Below are 18,642 nucleotides of genomic sequence, written 5' to 3'. Positions count from 1 at the left end.
AGGCCTTTCCTTGAGCTTTCGTGCACAGGAATAGCCGCTCGCCTCGCAATCCTGCGCGTCAATCGGCAGTGGGCAGCAGTTGACGCACTGCTTTCAAATCATCGCAGTGCCGCGAGCGCTTCTTCCATGTGACAGTCAGTCACATCTTGGCGTCTTTGCAAATTCGCACGTTTTTATTGCGAGCTTCGCGAGGCACATGCGGCCCCTCAGGCCCTTCGCATCAGCTTGAGCGAGGCCGCCAGTCGCAAGCTGCGCTTGCCGGCGAGCGCGATGCCTTCGAGCTCGCCGCTATCCGCCGTGCAGGTCCCGGAGAAGCCGCCCTTGCAGGCGCTCTGCGAGCGTGGGCGCTCCCGGCGCGACTGCGCCGGGAGTCGTACCGTCACTTCACGAGCGCGGCCTTTTCGATCACCTCAGCGACCACCTTCGCATGCACGACAAGCGAGGCATGGCTGCCGGCGACTTCCGTCGTCTGAGCCTTCATCCTTGTCGCGAAGAATTTCTGGGCCTCGGGCGCGATGACTTTGTCCTTCGTGGTGATGACATCGAACGTCGGCTTGTCGTGCCAGGCCGCAATGCTGACGGGGGCTTCGAACGCAACGTGATTCAACGGAAGCTGCGAGTTGGCCAGGTGCTCAGCGATCTCCGGAGGAAGGTCAGCCGCGACGGCCGACGGAAAAATCTTGGGATCGATGTACAGATTGCCCTTCGCGTCGGGATGGATCGCGTTGCCGCCTTCGGTCGGCGGGCCGGCCTTTGCCAGCGACGCCAGGGATTCGCCGACCTCCGGCGCGAAGGCGGACACATAGACCAGCGCCGAAACCTTGGGATCGTTGCCGGCTTGCGTGATCACCATACCGCCCCAGGAGTGGCCGACCAGAACGGTCCTGCCGTCCTGTTTCGCCAGCGCCTGCTTGGTGACATCGACGTCAGCGACGAGCGAGGTGAGCGGATTTTCCACGAGCGTGACGTTGTAGCCTTTCTTCGTGAGAATATCGGCAACCGGCTGCCAGCTCGTCTGGTCCACGAAAGCGCCGTGCACGAGCACGATGTTGTGCGCTGCTCCCTTGGGCAGTTCGGCGGATTGGGCGGAGCCGACCAACGTCGATCCGGCCAGGAGTACAGTGGCGGCTGAGAGAAGGATATTTCGCATTGAATGTTCCTGTTGGCATGTCGGACGAAATCAGTCCGGGGGGATGGACAGGCGTTTCCTGCAAGGTCGCGGTTCTTCCATCCGCCGTCGGCGAAATGGTTGCCGCACCTACCGTCGGCCCGCTGCGGCATGATCTATTCCGCGGGCATTTCGGACGATAGGGATCAATCGTCCGCATGTTGTGTCCGATCGTCCACCGGTCTAATCTGGACCGCATGGACATCCTCACCCAGGTGCTCGATCGGGTTCGTCTCGGCGGGACGTTGCTCTTCCACTTCGAGCTCGGCCATCCCTGGCATCTTGAGTTGCCGGCGCGCCCCTACGCCCTGTTTCACTATCTCAGCCAGGGTTCGGCGACCCTCGCGCTCGAACAGGGAGAGGAAATCCAGATGACCGAGGGCGATTTTGTCGTGATCACGCGCGGCGAGCCCCATGTGTTTTATTCGGATCGCCGGGCCGAGCCTTTGCGCATCGCGGATATCGAACGGTCGTCGCCACGCCTCGGATTCCTTCGTCACGGCAGCCGTGCAAAGCCGCTCTCGACCATGCTCTGCGGCAATTTCACGGTGTCGCGGCCGATGTTTGGCAGCGTGCTGGAGTTGCTTCCACCCGTGCTCTTGCTGAAGCCGACGGCGGACCGTGGTTGGCTTGAAGCAATCCTGCGCCGCATGATGAGCGAGTCCGCGCTCGAGCGTCCTGGCCAAGGCGTCGCGCTTTCACGACTGACGGAAGTGCTCTTTGTCGAGGTGCTGCGAAGCTGGATCGCGTCTCTCAGTCCCGGACAAGGCGGCTGGATCGGGGCCATTTCTGATCCCCATATCGGACCGGCGCTGAAGCTAATTCACGAAAGTCCGGAGCAGCTCTGGACGCTGAGCGACCTTGGCCGTCGCGTCGGGCTTGGCCGCTCGGCATTTTCGGCGCGCTTTACCAGGCTCGTCGGCCAGTCCATGCACCGTTATGTGATCGAACGCCGAATGGCGGAGGCGGCGTTTCTGCTCGAAACAAGCGATGAGCCCATCGCGCGGATTGCCAGCCGGGTTGGTTACGAGACAGCGGCGGCGTTTTCGAAGCTGTTTCACCGGCATCACGGACATTCGCCAGGCCGCTACCGAGCCTCTCGACGCGCCGACGGAGGCTACGCGCAATCGGGCAATTCGCAAGTACACGTATCCGATTGACCTCGAGCAAGCGCGCTGTCGCCATGTCTGCAAGTGGCCCATCGCCGACAACGTCGCCTTCCAACAGCAAAGCAGACGCGACGAATTTATGAGTACCCGCCCTACGCCCGCCGCATCAGCTTGAGCCGAAGCCGCCAGCCGCAGGCTGCGCTTGCCGGCGCGCTGGTCGATGCCTGGGTGAAGACCGGGGCGGCGTGTCCGGCTCCGTGACGAGGCGCTAGGGCGAGTACTCATGACCGTCGGCTTCCGAAGATAAAGCGGACGTCGCCCCGCTTGGTCATCATCGCCGGCTTATGACCCATAGCCGACGTACTACGGCCGTTGGCCCGATGTCGGCTTTTTGACCCTCAAGGACATTGAGGCTGAGTTAGGATATTGCAGCCCGGCAATGTCGCCCCTTCGAAGGATGCATGTTGCGATAGCTGACACTTCACGACATGGATCAAGCCGTTGTCGTCCAACGGCATGCACGTGATCATGCGAAATCCATGGCAAAGCGAGACTTGTAACTTTCGTGAAGCCCAAGCCAAACAGAACCGCGCCCGGAGGCCGGTCATTCATCTTCGATCACGAGAACAGAAAGGTCCCAATCAGCAGGCCCGCAGCGAAAGCGAAAAGCCCCAATGTGCAGCATGAAACGATACGGACGAGGATGCGAACTTGCTCCTCGTACTCCTCTTCTGCGGTCTTGTGGGACTGAGCCGTCACTGCAACTGCCCTGCCATCGCCCAGATTTGGCAAATATACGCTCGAAATCATGGTCAGCGCGAGGCATTTTAGTCCCGCCGCGATGCCCTGTTCGTGATCTGGCAGGCATCCCTTACGGGAAGGATCATTGAAGCCTCTCTTGAGGCTACTCTCGGCTCAGCGAGTTGGCGGGCAAATTGAGCACAATTGAATGTCCGCCGGTTGATGTCCGGCTTTGCCCCAATGCGGAGCGGGCTGCTTTCATTCCCCTGCGACGCAGATGTCGAGTGCAAGCGCCGACGAGGTGATCAAATAGCAGATCTCCGCAGCTAGCGCCGAAATTGTTCGCTTATCAGGGTAGAGAGAAAGCAACTGGCCGACCTTCCAAACGGCGCTTTTGACCCCAACCGGCCCTCCGGCATGAAAACTCCGCACCGACGCAGGATCTCGGGAAATCCACTGCGAACTCTAAGGGTTTGATCGGATGATCATCCGGAACGCTGAAGCTACAGTCGACCTTGGTCCCGGTGCCTTTCCAACCCAGTGGAGCACAGGTGAGCACTCACCCAACGAGTACAGGAGGACTCCGATGTGCCGTATTCTGTTTGCTGCGGTCTCCACCATTTTGATCTTGGTCACAGTCGGATCACTCTCGCCCGCGGTCGCAGATCGCTACTGCCTACAAGGCCGCCGCTGGGGCCATCCCGGCAACTGCCAGTTCTCGACTCTCCAGCAGTGCAGGACGGCTGCCTCCGGCACACATGCGTCCTGCGGGGTCAATCCGCGCCATGCATTCGGACGCTCGCGGCAGGGCAGACAGTAGTTGAGCGCCGCGGGCGCACCGGGCCGATAATTGTTGGTGGGTGCGGCTTGATTATTGAGAAAATCGTCGACCTGGATGAGTCCCGTTCTGCCTGAATTTCAAGGAATCAAATGGAGGGATGAGAATGTCGGTCCCCTGCAAGTTCGAACGCAGCCTCCTCAGCCACGAAGAATATGAGACGATCCGCCTCACGCACCATCCTGCCATCTATGACGTCGAAATCGCTGAGCTTGAGGCCATGCGACCCCGCTTGCGCAAGATGCGCAATAAGGAGCGAACGCTCGGCCGACAAAGGCAGCGACAGGGGCGCGGAAAAGCCGAGGCTCGCGGAGCCAGCTTTCCAGGAACCGCCGAGCATGCATCAGAACGCAAGCAAGTCTTCGCCGCGGCGCTGAAGCGGTTGAACAACGAGCTTCGGCGTCTTCACAACCTGGCAGCTCGGACCGCGCATGTCGAAGCGGCTCGAAAGGCTCTCGCGCTGCATCGAGCGGCGAACTTCACGATTTATCCCCCAGCCGGAGCCACCGCGAACGAAGGCATGGTGCCGAAGGCAGGCACACGCCGAAGAAAGACCATTGCAGGCGCAAAGATCGGACGAGTGTCGCAGGCGACGAAAGTCGCGCAGGCGGTACGCGACGCGCGAGGCGGATGAGCCTGAGTTGACCCATAACGAACTTGATGCGCAACGCATGCCCTTGTGATCGACGAAGGGCGTGATGTCGCTGTTGGCCCACGGCCGACATCCAGACGTATCGGATTCAACGTCGCCTTCCAACAGCAAAGCGGACGCGACGAATTTATGAGGACACGCCCTAGGCCCGCCGCATCAGCTTGAGCGAGGCCGCAAGGCGCAGGCTGCGCTTGCCGGCGAGCGCGATGCCTTCGAGCTCGCCGCTATCCGCCGTGCAAGTCCCGGAGAAGCCAATCCCGACCTCATAGCCGCCGAACACCGGATTTTCGCCTTTCGCCGGCGTGTGCTCCTGGTTGAGCATCTCACCCTTCCAGCGGCCGTCGGCCGATGAATAGGAGCCGAGATAGTAGAAGAACGCATCGCCGCCGAGGATGCGGCCGTCGATCAGCAGCATCACGCCGGAGAGTCCGGCATCGACACCGTCAAGCGCGCGCAGGCTCATCCCATAGAGCCCGTTGACGATGCCGCAAGGGCCGACCGCGCCGCTCGGAGGCACCGCCTCGTCGTCGAGCCGGGTGAGATTGGCCCAGAATTTTGCGCCCGGCATGGTGTCCGCGCCGCCCTCCAGACGGATCTGGTTGCCGTGCAGCCTCCCGCGTGCCCCGATCGAGGCGACGTCGGCGCCCATCAGCGGCTTGTAGTTCGGATCCAGATTATGCCGCTCGGTGATGACCTCGGCGATGATCTCGCCGTCGCGCTCGACATAGGTGCCAAGATGCGCGAAGCCCGAATTGCCGCCCAGCATCTTGCCGTCATGCAGGCACATGATGCTGCGGCCGAACGCATCGTTGACGCCGTATTCAACCTTGTAGAGTCCGTCCAGCAACGCAATGAACCCGCAAAATCGGAAAGGAATCGGAAGGCTACCTAGCACCGCCGCCGCACCAAGGCCATCCGGCTTTTGCGCGCAGGGCCGCTCGCCGGACCCTCCGCTGCATGATGCCATCATGCCCCTGTTTTGCCCGACGGGTCAACCGAGATTCGCCAAATCCGCAATCCGTGATTTCGTTGCGATTTCAGTGCCCCGGCTACTGTGCATGGGGTTGTTTTTCGACTTTTTTGTTCTGCGTGGTCCCGGCCGCCTCGCCCCGCGCTAGTGACGCTTGAAATATTGCACCTCGCGCTCGTGCTTCTCGGCCGCCGCGCGGCTCTTGAAGGTGCCGAGGTTGCGACGCTTGCCGGTCTTCGGATTCACCTTGCGTGAGTAAAGGCGATACTCGCCGGATGCCAGTTTGCGGATCATGATCACGCCTCCTGTCGGGTTTTCGGATTCAGCCCGCTGCGCGCGAAATCCGTTCCGTCACGGCTTGGATGGCGGCGCAAACTGCTGATTGGCGAATGGCGCCTGGTCGGAAGGAACCTTCATGACGACGAAGTTGCGCTTCATCGACCGGTGGCAGGTGTTGCAGCCCTCCGTCAAATCGCCAAAGGCCTTTGCGAATTTGCGGCCGTCCTTCGCCGTGAGCGCGTCGGACATCGATTGCAGCGATGGCTCCAAGGTCGTGACATTACCGACGGGAATGCCTGAATAGAATACGGCGGCCTCGACCAGGCTGGCCTTGAGCTGGCGCAGCTCATAGGCCGCGAGCTCCCAGTTCTGGGCCTTGCCGGCCAGCCAGAGTTTCTGGTGACGCGTCTGCGCGGCGCCCATGATGTCGCCGAGGCGCGGCACATACTGGTCCGAGGATGGCGATTTGAGGTCCTGCGCCGTTGCCACGGCGGTTAGCGCGCCAAAGCCGGCCAGCGCCAGCATCCACCCCCGAAGCCTCATCGCAGGTCTCCATTTCTCGTGAGAAGCAAGTGTACGCTGGCGCGGTGCCCGGGAGCCTTGCGCTCGATCAAGGGCGGCGTCGAACCCGTCGGCGCACGCGCACGACAAAGGGGCATGAACCGGACCGAACCATCCGCCGAAGAGCAGATCGAGGCCTTCATCACCAGCGCGGCGAAGCAACCGCTGCTCGATGCCGCGTTCGAACTCTGGCGCTGGCGCTACCGACTGGATTCGATCGAGGGGCGCCCGACCGCCGAGGAGGTCCGCATCAATCGCACCCTCTCGCCGCAGCAGATGGCCGAGAAATATCGTTACGACCGCGACCATGCCCATGAGGGGTCGATGTTCGGCTATGTGAAGCGAGCTCATCCTCGCGCCGACGACAACGCGATCAGGCAGGCCATCATCACCGCCGTCAAATTCGAGGGCGCGGCCGAGGCCCATTTCAAATGGGACGGTGATTTCTGGGACTGCGTCGTACGCGCCGTGGCGCAGGCCGCCGCGGAATATCCCGATTTTCTCGAGACGACCTATCGCGACGCCCGCAACAATCTCGCCTACTACATGAAGTGAGCTACAGCATGATCCGGAAAAGTGGGCAGCGGTTTTCCGAAAGGATCATGCTCAAACAATAATTCTAAAGCGCGATCTCATCGCGCGCTTTAGAAGCACAGCGTGGTGACGAGCTTGCCCTGCTTGTCCTTGATCGCGTAGGGGCAGCGCAGCCGCTCCAGCGCGGCCTTGGCGTCCTCGTCGCCGAGCGCTGCAGCGCGCTCGTAATAGGCTTTCGCGGCGTCCTTGTCCTTCGGCCCGCCGCGACCTTCCTGCGCGAAGGCGCCCATCCGCTCCAGCGCGCCGGGATGGTTTTGCGCGGCCGCCTTCTCGAACAGCGCGCGCGCCGCGACGTCGTCCTTCGCACCGCCCGTGCCTTCGGAGAGCATCAGGCCGAGCTGATACTGCGCCTCCGCGTTGGTCTCGGCGGCCTTGCCCAGCAGCGCGCGAGCCTGCGCGGGATCGGCCGGCGCGGCGCCACCGGCGCCGCCGAGCGCGGCAAGATTGCTGACGCCGCGGGGATTGCCGGCCTGCGCCGCCTTCTCGAACAGCTTTCGCGCCTGCGCCTCATCTTTCGCGACTCCTGATCCCGTGCCGTAGAGCACACCGAGCTCGACCATGGCCGCGCTCGATCCCTTGTCGGCGGCCTTGCGCCAGGCGGCGATCGCCTCCGCCATCTGACGGCCGGCGGCATAGGCGCGGCCGAGCTCGAACATCGCGCGCCGCGAGGATGGCGCGGCCTGCCTGCAGAACTTGATGGCGGTCGCGACGTCGGAGGCAGCGACCTCCGGCACGCCCTTCACGTCGGCCGGCTTGTCGGGATCGCTGGGATCGGCTGCGACCCGGTCGCAAAGGACGAGGTCGGCCGACTGCGCATGCGCCGCGAGGGGCGCGGCAAGCGCAAGGAAAATGGCAAGAAGATAGGTCCGCATGAGCACCACGTTGCGTTCCCGGCCCGGCAAATTCAAGGCTCGAGTCCGGATTGACGGAGAACGGACACGACCTCCGGCGATGCCAGGTAGCGCAGCAACCGGTCCGCGGCGTCGGCCTGTTTCGCGTTCGCCAGGCGGCCGGCGGAGAACACGGCCGGTGTCTGCAAATCGTGCGGGACCGGGCCGACGACCTCGATGCCGGCAACCTGCTTCAGCTCGCTGATCTGCTGCACGGCGAGGTCCGCCTCGCCGTTGACGAGCCGCTCGGCGGTAAAGCCCTGTTCGACGATGGTGGCCTTGGCGTTGATCTCGGCTGCGATCCCCATCCGGACGATCAGCTGGGCGAAGTAGACGCCGCTGGCGCCCAGCCGCGAATAGGCGACGGACCGCGCCGCAAGCAGCGTCTTGCGCAGCGCAGCTTCGGTGGCAATGTCGGGATGCGCCTGCCCTGCCCGCACGGCAATGCCGACGAAGGAGCGCGCGAGATCGGCCGCGCTCTCCGCGACGACGCGGCCCTCGCCGATCATCTCGTCGAGCCCCTCGCGCGTGAGGATGACGAGATCGGCGGCCTCGCCGTCGCGCAGCCGCTTGAGCAGCGCCAGGGTCGGCGCGAAGTCGGCATCGACGTGGATGCCGCTAGCGGTCTCGAACGCGGACGACAGGCTGCGCATCGCGCCCATCAGGCCGAGCGTCGAAAGCATGCGGATGGTCTTTTCCATGTGTCTTCCCGGATGAGATCAGGCGCGGTGCATCAGCTTGAGCGCTGCGGTCAGGCGCAGGCTGCGCTTGCCGGCAAGCGCGGTTGCCTCCAGCACCGCCTGCTCCGCGTCGTAGCTGCCGGAGAAGCCGATGCCGACCTCGTGGCCGCCGAAGATCGGATCGTCCTTGGCCGGCGTGTGCTCCTGATTGAGGATCTGGCCCTTCCAGCGGCCGTTCGCGGCGGTGTAGCTGCCGAGATAGTAGAACGCGGCATCGCCGCCGAGAATGCGACCCTGGTTGAGCAGCATCACTCCGGTGAGGCCGCCGTCGACGCCGTCGAGCATGCGCAGGTGGATCGAATAGAGGCCATCGGCGATGCCGCCCTCGCCGACGCCGCCGGCGATCGGCACCTCGTCCTCCGTGATCGGCGTCATCACCGACTGGAACGGCACGCCCGGCAGCTCCTTCAGCTCGCCCTTGAAGCGATAGAGATCGCCGTCGGCCCGGCCTTTCGCCAGCAAGGTCGCGTCATCGGTGCCGGCCATGGCGCGGTAGTTCGGATCGGGGTTGTGGCGGACGGTCTTGATGACGATGTCGACGCCGTCATCGGTCTTCTCGTAGGTGCCGATATGGGCGAAGGCCGAATTGCCGCCGAGCATCTTGCCATTGCCGGCATGCATCACGCTCCGGCCAACGGCGTCGCCGAGCTGAAACCGCACCTTGTAGAAACCCTCAAACACCAGCCGTCCCCGGCCCTGCGCACATCCGGGCACAGTCTATCCCGCTTTCGATGACGATGGACAAAATTCACCTCATCACAGCCGGCGGACCACAGGAACGGCCGTCATCAAAATGCAAAAAATCCGCCGGAGCCTTTCAGCTCGGCGGATTGAATGCCAACCCGGGCCAGCCCCTCGCCGGGCCGGGAGGATCTTAGGCGACCGCCTTCTTCTCGGTCGGCACGGACGAGATCGTCTTCAGGATCTGCGAAGCGATCTGGTATGGGTCGCCCTGCGAGTTCGGGCGACGGTCTTCCAGATAGCCCTTGTAGCCGTTGTTGACGAAGGAGTGCGGCACGCGGATCGAAGCGCCGCGGTCGGCCACGCCGTAGCTGAACTTGTTCCACGGCGCGGTCTCGTGCTTGCCGGTCAGACGCTTGTCGTTGTCCGGGCCGTAGACGGCGATGTGGTCCATCAGGTTCTTGTCGAAGGCAGCCATCAGCGCCTCGAAGTACTCCTTGCCGCCGACCGTGCGCATGTACTCGGTCGAGAAGTTGGCGTGCATGCCGGAGCCGTTCCAGTCGGTGTCGCCAAGCGGCTTGCAGTGGAACTCGATGTCGATGCCGTACTTCTCGGTCAGGCGCAGCATCAGGTAGCGGGCCATCCACATTTCGTCAGCGGCCTTCTTGGAGCCCTTGCCGAAGATCTGGAATTCCCACTGGCCCTTCGCGACTTCCGCGTTGATGCCTTCATGGTTGATGCCGGCCGCGAGGCAGAGGTCGAGATGCTCTTCGACGATCTTGCGGGCGACGTCGCCGACGTTCGAGAAGCCGACGCCGGTGTAGTACGGGCCCTGCGGCGCCGGATAACCGGAGGTCGGGAAGCCGAGCGGACGGCCGTCCTTGTAGAAGAAGTATTCCTGCTCGAAGCCGAACCAGGCGCCGGCGTCGTCGAGAATGGTGGCGCGCTTGTTGGAGGCGTGCGGGGTCTTGCCATCGGGCATCATGACTTCGCACATCACGAGCACGCCGTTGGTGCGCGCGGCGTCCGGGAAGACGGCGACTGGCTTCAGCACGCAATCAGAGCTGTGGCCTTCGGCCTGCTGGGTGGAGGAGCCATCGAAGCCCCAGAGCGGAAGCTGCTCGAGCGTCGGGAACGACGCGAATTCCTTGATCTGAGTTTTGCCGCGCAAGTTCGGAGTCGGCGTATATCCGTCGAGCCAGATGTACTCGAGCTTATACTTGGTCATTGAGCCTCTCTGTAGATGATGCGAAAGGTTGGGGGCCCGGGGGCCCCCCACGTTTGTACCCGGCCACCATCGGCCGACCGTTTACAAGCATTTAGCGTGCCAAAAGGCCGCATTGCGGGAGGTTTTCCACCGCGGCCGCCCCCCCCCCCCCCGCGAGCGGCCGGTCGTCCCCGGCGGCGTGCGTCATAGCGGCGCACCTTTGCGTGAAGCTGCACTGCAAAAATCCCGCGGAAAACGCCTGATTCTGGAGCAGGCCGGCCGGTGCCGGAGGTTGCCGATGAAACGCGCATCAACGTCCGGCAATTTTCGCAAAGTCTTCGCCCCATCGCCGGCAACCTTCGCAATGGCCCAAGCGTTAGTCACCAAGCTGGTGCCTTGGAGGATGCAGAATGCACGCTGCCTAGAAAATAAGCTGAAACTGATTTCCTTTTCAGCACTTTGCATTTCGGGGCGCGCGGCCGATATGGGGATTCCAGTAACCACAATCGAACGAGTCGGGCGCACCATGGAGGCCAAGCGCTTCGACCCGAGGAGATACCGCAATGATGAACAATGGTCTGAGTGAGGGATCTGCAAAGATCTATCAATTCCCCGCCGGGGGCCGCGCGGCTCTCGGAGGTCGCCGCTACGGTGAGGCCCGCCTTCCTGCCGACCGTCTCTCGCTTCCTGTGAACGAGACGATCTGCAGCGGAAGCTGGTACCATCAGGAGGCCGTCGACGAAGCCAAGCCGAAATGGGATCGCTAATGCCTGCGTTTGGTTCAATCCCGCGACGCTCCCTGGAGCGACCGGCAGCAGTTTGAAGAGGGTCGAAACAATGAGGTTTCGACCCTTTTTGATTCTTGATGGCAGCGCGGCTAGAGCCCGGGCTTTTCGACCATTGCGCAGGCCGTGACCGGCCGCTTCAGATGCTTGACGGTGGTCGCTCCCGTCTTGCCTATCCTCAGCGTGACCCCCGCCCCCGAATAGCGTGCGCCCGAGACCGTCAGCCGCTTGGCGAGCGTGACGGGTTCGCCGTCGATCTGGAGGAAGGCGCGCTTGTCCGCGTCATAAAACCCGACGATGAACTGCGTACCATCGGCGCAGCGGTAGGTCTGGAACGTCTGTGCACCGGCCAGCCGCATGCCGAAGATTCCGCTCGCCAGCATGGTGCTCGCCAAGACAATGGCCTTGTGCCGGTTCATGATCGCCCCCTGTAATGATCCGCCGGCAACATAACAAAAGCATATCCGATGTCAGAGCCCCCTGCCCGCCACCTCGCCTTGCAAGGCGCCAGCAATTTCCGCGATCTTGGTGGCTATCCGACCATCGATGGCCGCACCACGCGCTGGCGGCACATCTTCCGCTCCAACCATCTCGGTCAGCTCACCGCCGATGACATCGAAATCGTCCGCGCGCTCGGCGTCAGGAGCGCGTTCGACTTTCGCGGGCTGGAGGAGCGCGCGGCCGGTGTCTGCGTCGTGAACGAGATCACCGTGCACTCGCTGCCGATCGAGCCGACGGTTGTTGCCGCGCTGCGCGCCGAGCTCGCCCGGGGCACATTGACGGCGCCGGTTGCGCTGGAGCTGATGCGCGAGTCCTATCGCAACTATGTCCGCTACAACACGCACAGCTTTCGCGCGCTGTTCGGCCATCTGCTGGAAGACCGCGCCCCGCTCGTGATCCACTGCACCGCCGGCAAGGACCGCACCGGCTTTGCCAGCGCGCTGATCCTGCATGCGCTCGGCGTTTCCGACGACGTCATTGCCGAGGACTACCTCCTGACCAACCGGCACTACCGGCGCGATGCGTCAAACGCCTCCGATCTTCCCGCCGACGTGCTCGACGCGATCGGCTCCGTCGAGGCCTCGTACCTTGCGGCGGCTTTCGAAGCCGTCGGCAGCGACTATGGCGACCTCGAAACCTACTTGCGCGACGGGCTCAAGGTCGGCACAGCAGAGCGGACCGCACTGAAGGCGCGCTATCTGCAATCGTAGGCGGCCGCGCCGGGAGAACGACAATGCAAGGCAAGGTTCTGATCGTCACCGGCGCGCTCGGCGCTCTCGGTAAAGTGGTTGCGGAGATCGCGCAGTCTCGCGGCGCACGGATCGCCGGCATCGATTACGCGCCCTCGCAAGTACCAGCGACGCCCGAGCGCATCGAGATCGGCGGCGTCGATCTGTCCGACGCGGCGCAGGCGAAGACCGCGGTTGATGCTGCCGCGAAGCACTTTGGCCGGCTCGATGCGCTGATCAACATCGCCGGCGGCTTTGCCTTCGAGACCGTCGGCGACGGCGACACCAAGACGTGGCAGCGCATGTATGCACTCAACGTGCTGACCGCGCTCAACGCCTCCCGCGCGGCGCTGCCGCATCTCGCCGCATCCAGCGCCGGACGCATCATCAACATCGGCGCCATGGGCGCGCTCCAGGCCGGCAATGGCATGGGTCCCTATGCGGCGTCGAAAGCCGGCGTGCATCGCCTCACCGAGGCGCTGGCCAGCGAGTGGAAGGGCAAGGTGACGGTGAACGCGGTGCTGCCGTCGATCATCGACACCACGGCCAACCGCGCCGACATGCCGAAGGCGGACTTCACCAAATGGGTGACGCCGCAGGAGCTTGCCGAGGTCATCCTGTTCCTCGCCAGCGACGCCGCGAGCGGCGTCACCGGCGCGCTGATCCCGGTGGGCGGGCGGGTGTAGTCGAAGTCCGATCCGGTCGTCTGATGAGTGCCGGCTCTGATTCAATCGGAGCCCTGAACGCTCTAGACTGTCCACAATTGATTCTCCGATCGGAACACCTGTGGAAACCGCGCTCTACCTGCCCGTCAAACGCTTCCTCGAAGAGCTCGGCTTCACGGTCAAGGGCGAGATCGGCGGCTGCGATCTGGTCGGCCTCAGCGCCGGCGACCCGCCGGTGGTGGTGATCGGCGAGCTCAAGCTTGCCTTCAATCTCGAGCTGATCCTCCAGGCGGTCGACCGCGCGCCGGCCAGCGACGAGGTCTGGATTGCGGCAAAGATGTCGGTGCGCGGCAAGGGCCGCGAGAGCGACTCGCGCTATCGCAATCTCTGCCGCCGCCTCGGCTTCGGTATGCTGGGGGTCACCGACCGCGGCCAGGTCGAGGTGCTGGTGAAGCCGCCGACCGCGGCGCCGCGACGCGAGCCGAAGAAGCGCTCGCGCCTCGTTGCCGAGCATCAGCGCCGCCAGGGCGATCCGGCGCTCGGCGGCAGCACCCGCGCGCCGATCATGACCGCCTATCGGCAGCAGGCACTGGCCTGCGCCGCGGCGCTCGCCGACGGCCCACGGCGCGTGGGCGAGCTGCGCGAGCGCTGTCCGGATGCCGGCAAGATCTTGCTTAACAATGTGTATGGCTGGTTCGAACGCACCGAGCGGGGAATCTACGGGCTGACCGCCGCCGGACACTCCGCGCTGAAGCGCTGGCCGCAGCAACGGATCGAGATCGACGCCGGTGCTCCGTCACCGTCCTGACACGGGATCGATGCAAGCCGTGAATAGCTGAGCTGCCACACCAAATTCATATTGCAATGCAACATAGGCGGCACTAGGTATCCCGGATCGAAACGAGGCCCCCATGAGCGCAGACTGGAATACCAAGTACGGCACGCGGCGCGTGCGTCACGATCCGCCCACCCTGGACGAGGCGATCTTCGCCGCCGTCGGCATCACCGACGACCAGGAGCAGCAGGCCGAGATCGCCGCAGCTCTGATGGGGATGCCGCTCGATGTCGTCCAGGCCGAGGTGAAGAAGCAGGCCCGCACCAACAGCCGCATCACCGCCACGCGCGTGATCGCCGGCGAACAGGGCGCACAGCGCTCGGTGGTGGTCGAGCGCCGCGTCGTCCGCCGCTTCGGCACCGGTACACGCACCGGCACCTGAGCGCCCCATCCACGCTCCCCAATACAAGAGCGGACCGGTTTTGCCGGTCCGCTTTTTGATTCAGGCGGCGCGATTGCCGTACATGCTGGAGATGATCTTCCAGCAGGTCGAGTTGAAGCTGAGAAGCGCGCGCCCGGCCGTGAACGGCGCGGCCGCGAGGTCGGCCAGCTCGGCTTCCGGCGTCTTGGCGAGATCGATCGTGCCGGTCGATTCGCCATGGTGGAAGGCGAGATGGGCGCCGAACTTCCTGGCGAGCGCCCGCATCGCGTGATTCTCCGCGCCGGTGGTGATGCGCAGGCGCTTGTAGCCTCTCCAGCGCGCTTCCGCGATCAGGCGGCGGAACAGCACGGTGCCGACGCCCTGGCGGCGTGCGGAGGCCTCCACGCTGAAGGCGACTTCGGGCAGCGAATCGTGCTCCGGCGGATGCAGCTCGGCCGCACCGCGGACCACGCCGTCGACGATATAGGCGACGATCACGGTGCCGTCTTCGGCACAGCGGGCGGCGTAACGCTCGATGAAGCTGTCGTCGAGAAAACCGTTGAAACGATCATGCCGGCTTTCGGCATCGAGCCTCAGCAGATGGTCGCGCAGCAGCGGCAATTCTTCCTGCTGGATCAGGGTCCGCACATAGCCTGGGGCGGTGCGGAGCGTCTCTTCAAGTACCACGTCAAAACTCCTCTTGGTGTCCCTCGAGGAGGCGTTCGAATCCCTAGGCTCCCTATGTTGTGCATCGCACCATAATTTTCAAGACTGGAACCTGCCCAAGTTAAGGGCATCGGGAGCGACTATTTCGTTAACAAAATCAAAGGTCCGTAGTTATACGAGGACCAGCTGCGTCTGGGTCACCACCGCGACCAGCTTGCCGTCCTCGGTTTCCAAACGGGTGGTCCAGACCTGGGTCCGCCGGCCCCGGTGGACGGGGGTGGCGGTGGCGATGAGCGTGGTTCCCTCCTTGGCGCCCCCGATGAAATTGGTCTTGCTCTCCAGCGTGGTCGTCCCCTTGGCGTCCTCGGGCAGGTTGATGACGGTCGCCGCCGCGCCGACGGAATCGGCCAGCGCCATCACCGCACCGCCGTGGATGGTGTGGTGGAGGGTGCAGAGATCGGGGCGGACGGTCATCCGCGCCACCACGCGGTCCTTCTCGGCCTCGACGAATTCGACGCCCTTGAGCTCGGCGAACGGCATCTTCATCGCTTTAAGTTTCTCGAGCGGCGTCATCGGACTTCCTCCCAATTCGTTGTTGTCCCAGCGTGAATTGCTTCGCGCGGCAAAGCAATGACGTCCGAGGTCATGGCCATGCTGACATCGGCGCCCGCATTTGTGCATATGCTGCTCCCATGCGTCACTTCCCTCCCCGCCGCATCGTCTGCCTGACCGAAGAGACGGTCGAAACGCTCTATCTGCTCGGCGAGCAGGACCGCATCGTCGGCGTCTCCGGCTACGCCGTGCGCCCGCCGCAAGTGCGGCGCGAGAAGCCGCGGGTATCGGCCTTCGTGTCGGCGGACATCCCGAAGGTTCTGGCGCTGGAACCGGATCTCGTGCTCGCCTTCTCCGATCTCCAGGCCGGCATCGTCGCCGATCTCGTGCGCGCCGGCCTCGACATCCACGTCTTCAACCAGCGCGACGTTGCGGGAATCATGGCGATGATCCGGACGCTGGGCGCGCTGGTCGGCGCCGCCAAGCGCGCCCAGGAACTCGCCCAAGGATTCGAGCTACGTCTCGCCGCGATCGCCGCAACGCCCCGTCCCTCGCCGCAGCCAAAGGTCTATTTCGAGGAGTGGGACGACCCGTTGATATCAGGCATCGGCTGGGTGTCCGAGCTGATCGAGATCGCCGGCGGCGCGGACGTGTTTCCGGAGCTACGGCATCGGCAGGCGGCCAAGGATCGGATCGTCTCGGCGGACGACGTGCGTCAGGCCGCCCCCGACGTGATCCTCGCATCATGGTGCGGCAAGAAGGTTGTGCCTGCCCGCATCCGCGCGCGCGAGGGGTGGGATGAAATTCCGGCCGTGCGGGACAACCGCATCGTCGAGATTAAGTCACCGATCATTCTCCAGCCGGGGCCGGCCGCGCTCACCGACGGGCTCGATGCGATCGTGCAGGCGCTGTGGGGCGAGCGCTCCTGATCTCTCCTGCGTCATTGCGAGCGAAGCGAAGCAATCCAGAGCGTCTCTGCGGAAGGATCCTGGATTGCTTCGTCGCAAGGGCTCCTCGCGATGACGGATGGGCGGGCACCGTCCTCACGTCACCGCGTTCACGACCTGATATTCCGGCCGGCGCCATACCTCGCCTGCGATCACCTCCTCGATGATCTCAGCCGCCCTCATCACTTCGCTCTCGCCGATATACAGCGGCGTGATGCCGAAGCGCATGATGTCGGGAGCGCGGAAATCGCCGATGACGCCGCGGGCGATCAGGGCCTGCATGGCGGCGTAGCCGCCATCGAAGGCGAAGGAAACTTGCGAGCCGCGGCGCTCATGCGCGCGCGGGGTCACCAGCTCTAGGGACGGACAGCGGCGCCCGACTTCCGCGATCAGGAGATCGCCGAGTGCCAGCGAGCGCGCGCGGACCTCGGCGATATCGACGCGGTCCCATATGTCGAGCGAAGCCTCCAGCGCCGCCATCGCCAGCACCGGCGGGGTGCCGACGCGCATGCGCTCGATGCCGCCGGCGGCGACATAGGCGAGTTCAAACGCGAACGGCTTCGCGTGGCCCATCCAGCCCGACAGCGCGGCGCGCGCACTGTCGGCGTGGCGCGGCGCGACGTAAAGGAAGGCTGGCGCGCCGGGGCCGGCGTTGATGTATTTGTAGGTGCACCCCGCGGCGAAATCGGCACCTGACCCTGCAAGATCGACCGGCAGTGCGCCGGCCGAATGGGCGAGATCCCAGACCGTGACGATGCCGAGCGCATGGGCTTTCGCCGTCAGCTTCGCCATGTCGTGCCGGCGGCCGGTGCGGTAATCGACCTCGGTGACGTAGAGGACCGCGATCTCCTCCGACAACGCAGCCTCGATCTCCTCCGGCGCGACCAGTCGCAATTGATGCCCGCGCCCGAGCGTCGCGATCAGGCCTTCGGCCATGTAAAGGTCGGTCGGGAAATTGCCGGTGTCGGACAGGACGACCTTGCGCGATGCGCTCATGTCGAGCGCGGCCGCAAGCGCCTGGTAGACCTTCAGCGACAGCGTGTCGCCGACCATCACGGAGCCGGCTTCCGCGCCGATCAGCCGGGCGATGCGATCGCCGACATGGCGCGGCTGGGCATACCAGCCCGCGGTGTTCCAGGCTCGGATCAGCTCGTCGCCCCACTCGGTGGTGATGACGCGGCTGACGCGCTCGGCAACGCCCAGCGGCAGCGCGCCGAGTGAATTGCCGTCGAGATAGATCACGCCGTCAGGCAGATGGAACATCGCCCTGGTGTCGTCATAGACGCGAAGCTTCGACTTGGTCATGGACATCTCTAGAGGATGGTGCGGACGCGCCAAAGTTCGGGGAACAGCTCGACCTCCAGCATGCGCTTGAGATAGCTGACGCCGCCGGTGCCGCCGGTGCCGCGCTTGAAGCCGATGACCCGCTCGACCGTCGTCACGTGGTTGAAGCGCCAGCGCCGGAAATAGTCCTCGAAGTCGACCAGCTTCTCGGCGAGCTCGTACAGCATCCAGTGCGTCTCCGGCGCTTCATAGACGACACGCCAGGCCTGCAGCACGCCCTCGTTGAAGCTGTGGGTCTCGCGGACGTCGCGCGACAGTACCGCGGCCGGCATCGTGAGTCCGTTGCGGTCGGCCAGCCGCAGCACCTCGTCATAGAGGCTCGGCGTCGCGAGCTCGGCCTCGAGTAGCTTCGTCACCTCGGCATCGTGCGCGTGCGGCTTCAGCATGGCGTGGTTGCGGTTGCCAAGCAGATATTCGATCAGCCGGTACTGCCGCGACTGGAAGCCCGAGGACTGGCCGAGCTGCGAGCGGAAGCGCGTGTATTCGCTCGGCGTCATCGTGCGCAGCACGTCCCAGGCGTTATTGAGCTGCTCGAAGATGCGCGACATCCGCGCCAGCATCTTCATCGCGGGCTGCACCTCGTCCCTGGCGATGGCACGGCGCGCGGCGCTGAGCTCGTGAATGGCGAGCCGCATCCACAGCTCCGTGGTCTGATGCTGGATGATGAACAGCATCTCGTCATGCGCTTCCGACAGCGGATGCTGCGCGCCGAGGATCGCATCCAGCGCCAGATAATCGCCATAGGACATGCGCCGGGAGAAGTCGGTCTCGGCGCCTTCGCTTGCAGGATCGTAATCGCTGGACGTCATGGCTGGCCCTCCCGATCGA

At 64.2% G+C, this 18,642-nt stretch carries 25 protein-coding genes; 11 read left to right on the top strand and 14 right to left on the bottom strand.

The features are described from left to right. Positions 1–206: 206 nt before the first annotated feature. Together BJA_RS44025 and BJA_RS20765 are read right to left on the bottom strand one after the other, a co-directional pair. Positions 207–383, bottom strand: a complete 177-nt coding sequence (locus tag BJA_RS44025; protein WP_157839415.1) for a hypothetical protein — start codon at positions 381–383, stop codon at positions 207–209. Further along, a complete protein-coding gene (locus BJA_RS20765; protein ID WP_011086954.1) occupies positions 380–1,150 on the bottom strand; it encodes an alpha/beta hydrolase in 771 nt (256 codons plus the stop codon). Before BJA_RS20765 ends, BJA_RS44025 begins: the two co-directional genes overlap by 4 nt. A 215-nt stretch (positions 1,151–1,365) precedes the next feature. On the opposite strand from BJA_RS20765, the gene BJA_RS20760 reads away from it, so the two are divergent. From BJA_RS20760 to BJA_RS20750, 3 genes are all read left to right on the top strand, one after another. After that, positions 1,366–2,328, top strand: a complete 963-nt coding sequence (locus BJA_RS20760) for an AraC family transcriptional regulator (RefSeq protein ID WP_038966800.1) — start codon at positions 1,366–1,368, stop codon at positions 2,326–2,328. 1,171 nt (positions 2,329–3,499) lie between these two features. Next, positions 3,500–3,838, top strand: coding sequence for a DUF3551 domain-containing protein (locus BJA_RS20755; RefSeq protein ID WP_370140254.1), 339 nt, complete (start codon positions 3,500–3,502; stop codon positions 3,836–3,838). Between the two features lie 124 nt (positions 3,839–3,962). Further along, positions 3,963–4,490, top strand: a complete 528-nt coding sequence (locus BJA_RS20750; RefSeq protein WP_038966799.1) for a hypothetical protein — start codon at positions 3,963–3,965, stop codon at positions 4,488–4,490. Positions 4,491–4,650: 160 nt separating this feature from the next. Here BJA_RS20750 and BJA_RS20745 read toward each other — a convergent pair whose 3' ends face one another. The 3 genes from BJA_RS20745 to BJA_RS20740 form a co-directional block, all read right to left on the bottom strand. Continuing rightward, entirely contained in the window at positions 4,651–5,355 is a 705-nt protein-coding gene (locus BJA_RS20745; protein ID WP_038966798.1) for a hypothetical protein, read from the bottom strand. A 267-nt stretch (positions 5,356–5,622) separates the two neighbouring features. Then, on the bottom strand, positions 5,623–5,772 hold the full coding sequence (locus BJA_RS42325; RefSeq protein ID WP_007609497.1) for a hypothetical protein: 150 nt from the start codon (positions 5,770–5,772) through the stop codon (positions 5,623–5,625). Positions 5,773–5,829: 57 nt separating this feature from the next. Further along, a complete protein-coding gene (locus BJA_RS20740) occupies positions 5,830–6,300 on the bottom strand; it encodes a hypothetical protein (RefSeq protein WP_011086947.1) in 471 nt (156 codons plus the stop codon). Positions 6,301–6,414: 114 nt separating this feature from the next. On the opposite strand from BJA_RS20740, the gene BJA_RS20735 reads away from it, so the two are divergent. Next, positions 6,415–6,873, top strand: a complete 459-nt coding sequence (locus BJA_RS20735; protein ID WP_038966806.1) for a hypothetical protein — start codon at positions 6,415–6,417, stop codon at positions 6,871–6,873. Positions 6,874–6,962: 89 nt separating this feature from the next. Here BJA_RS20735 and BJA_RS20730 read toward each other — a convergent pair whose 3' ends face one another. The 4 genes from BJA_RS20730 to BJA_RS20715 all read right to left on the bottom strand — a co-directional run bounded on the left by BJA_RS20730 (position 6,963) and on the right by BJA_RS20715 (position 10,451). Next, entirely contained in the window at positions 6,963–7,784 is an 822-nt protein-coding gene (locus tag BJA_RS20730; RefSeq protein WP_038966805.1) for a tetratricopeptide repeat protein, read from the bottom strand. Between the two features lie 32 nt (positions 7,785–7,816). After that, positions 7,817–8,503 (bottom strand): substrate-binding domain-containing protein, encoded by a 687-nt coding sequence (locus tag BJA_RS20725; RefSeq protein WP_011086944.1) that lies wholly within the window; start codon positions 8,501–8,503, stop codon positions 7,817–7,819. Positions 8,504–8,521: 18 nt separating this feature from the next. Beyond that, complete coding sequence (locus BJA_RS20720; protein ID WP_028171143.1) at positions 8,522–9,223, bottom strand: GrlR family regulatory protein; 702 nt, start codon at positions 9,221–9,223, stop codon at positions 8,522–8,524. 193 nt (positions 9,224–9,416) lie between these two features. Then, complete coding sequence (locus tag BJA_RS20715) at positions 9,417–10,451, bottom strand: glutamine synthetase beta-grasp domain-containing protein (protein ID WP_011086942.1); 1,035 nt, start codon at positions 10,449–10,451, stop codon at positions 9,417–9,419. 277 nt (positions 10,452–10,728) lie between these two features. Here BJA_RS20715 and BJA_RS20710 point away from each other — a divergent pair, with 277 nt between their 5' ends. Next, positions 10,729–11,016, top strand: coding sequence for a hypothetical protein (locus BJA_RS20710; RefSeq protein WP_162185834.1), 288 nt, complete (start codon positions 10,729–10,731; stop codon positions 11,014–11,016). Beyond that, a complete protein-coding gene (locus tag BJA_RS20705; RefSeq protein WP_011086940.1) occupies positions 10,994–11,197 on the top strand; it encodes a DUF2735 domain-containing protein in 204 nt (67 codons plus the stop codon). The genes BJA_RS20710 and BJA_RS20705 overlap by 23 nt, the downstream gene beginning before the upstream one ends. A gap of 110 nt (positions 11,198–11,307) precedes the next feature. On the opposite strand, the gene BJA_RS20700 is transcribed toward BJA_RS20705, so the two are convergent. Continuing rightward, positions 11,308–11,634 carry an MliC family protein gene (locus BJA_RS20700; RefSeq protein WP_028171142.1) on the bottom strand — a complete coding sequence of 109 codons (327 nt, stop codon included), beginning with the start codon at positions 11,632–11,634 and terminating at the stop codon, positions 11,308–11,310. A gap of 48 nt (positions 11,635–11,682) precedes the next feature. On the opposite strand from BJA_RS20700, the gene BJA_RS20695 reads away from it, so the two are divergent. The 4 genes from BJA_RS20695 (at position 11,683) to BJA_RS20680 (ending at position 14,326) form a co-directional block, all read left to right on the top strand. Beyond that, positions 11,683–12,426 carry a tyrosine-protein phosphatase gene (locus BJA_RS20695; protein ID WP_011086938.1) on the top strand — a complete coding sequence of 248 codons (744 nt, stop codon included), beginning with the start codon at positions 11,683–11,685 and terminating at the stop codon, positions 12,424–12,426. A 23-nt stretch (positions 12,427–12,449) separates the two neighbouring features. After that, complete coding sequence (locus BJA_RS20690) at positions 12,450–13,130, top strand: SDR family oxidoreductase (RefSeq protein ID WP_011086937.1); 681 nt, start codon at positions 12,450–12,452, stop codon at positions 13,128–13,130. A gap of 100 nt (positions 13,131–13,230) precedes the next feature. Beyond that, positions 13,231–13,917: a DUF2161 domain-containing phosphodiesterase gene (locus BJA_RS20685; RefSeq protein WP_011086936.1), complete on the top strand. Its 687-nt coding sequence runs from the start codon at positions 13,231–13,233 to the stop codon at positions 13,915–13,917. A gap of 103 nt (positions 13,918–14,020) precedes the next feature. Next, positions 14,021–14,326 (top strand): hypothetical protein, encoded by a 306-nt coding sequence (locus tag BJA_RS20680; protein WP_028171140.1) that lies wholly within the window; start codon positions 14,021–14,023, stop codon positions 14,324–14,326. A gap of 60 nt (positions 14,327–14,386) precedes the next feature. Here BJA_RS20680 and BJA_RS20675 read toward each other — a convergent pair whose 3' ends face one another. Together BJA_RS20675 and BJA_RS20670 are read right to left on the bottom strand one after the other, a co-directional pair. Next, on the bottom strand, positions 14,387–14,992 hold the full coding sequence (locus BJA_RS20675) for a GNAT family N-acetyltransferase (RefSeq protein ID WP_011086935.1): 606 nt from the start codon (positions 14,990–14,992) through the stop codon (positions 14,387–14,389). A 150-nt stretch (positions 14,993–15,142) separates the two neighbouring features. Then, positions 15,143–15,544, bottom strand: coding sequence for a PaaI family thioesterase (locus BJA_RS20670; protein ID WP_038966793.1), 402 nt, complete (start codon positions 15,542–15,544; stop codon positions 15,143–15,145). A gap of 119 nt (positions 15,545–15,663) precedes the next feature. Between BJA_RS20670 and BJA_RS20665 the strand changes: the two genes are divergently transcribed. Further along, on the top strand, positions 15,664–16,452 hold the full coding sequence (locus BJA_RS20665) for a cobalamin-binding protein (RefSeq protein WP_011086933.1): 789 nt from the start codon (positions 15,664–15,666) through the stop codon (positions 16,450–16,452). Positions 16,453–16,566: 114 nt separating this feature from the next. On the opposite strand, the gene kynU is transcribed toward BJA_RS20665, so the two are convergent. Together kynU and kynA are read right to left on the bottom strand one after the other, a co-directional pair. Continuing rightward, positions 16,567–17,781 carry a kynureninase gene (gene kynU, locus BJA_RS20660; protein WP_011086932.1) on the bottom strand — a complete coding sequence of 405 codons (1,215 nt, stop codon included), beginning with the start codon at positions 17,779–17,781 and terminating at the stop codon, positions 16,567–16,569. 2 nt (positions 17,782–17,783) lie between these two features. Then, complete coding sequence (gene kynA / locus BJA_RS20655; protein WP_011086931.1) at positions 17,784–18,623, bottom strand: tryptophan 2,3-dioxygenase; 840 nt, start codon at positions 18,621–18,623, stop codon at positions 17,784–17,786. Positions 18,624–18,642 lie beyond the last annotated feature (19 nt).

The organism is Bradyrhizobium diazoefficiens USDA 110 (assembly GCF_000011365.1).
Taxonomy (GTDB): Bacteria; Pseudomonadota; Alphaproteobacteria; order Rhizobiales; family Xanthobacteraceae; genus Bradyrhizobium; species Bradyrhizobium diazoefficiens.
Note: the sequence above shows the minus strand (reverse complement) of the source record. Positions and strands in the feature narration are given on the sequence as shown.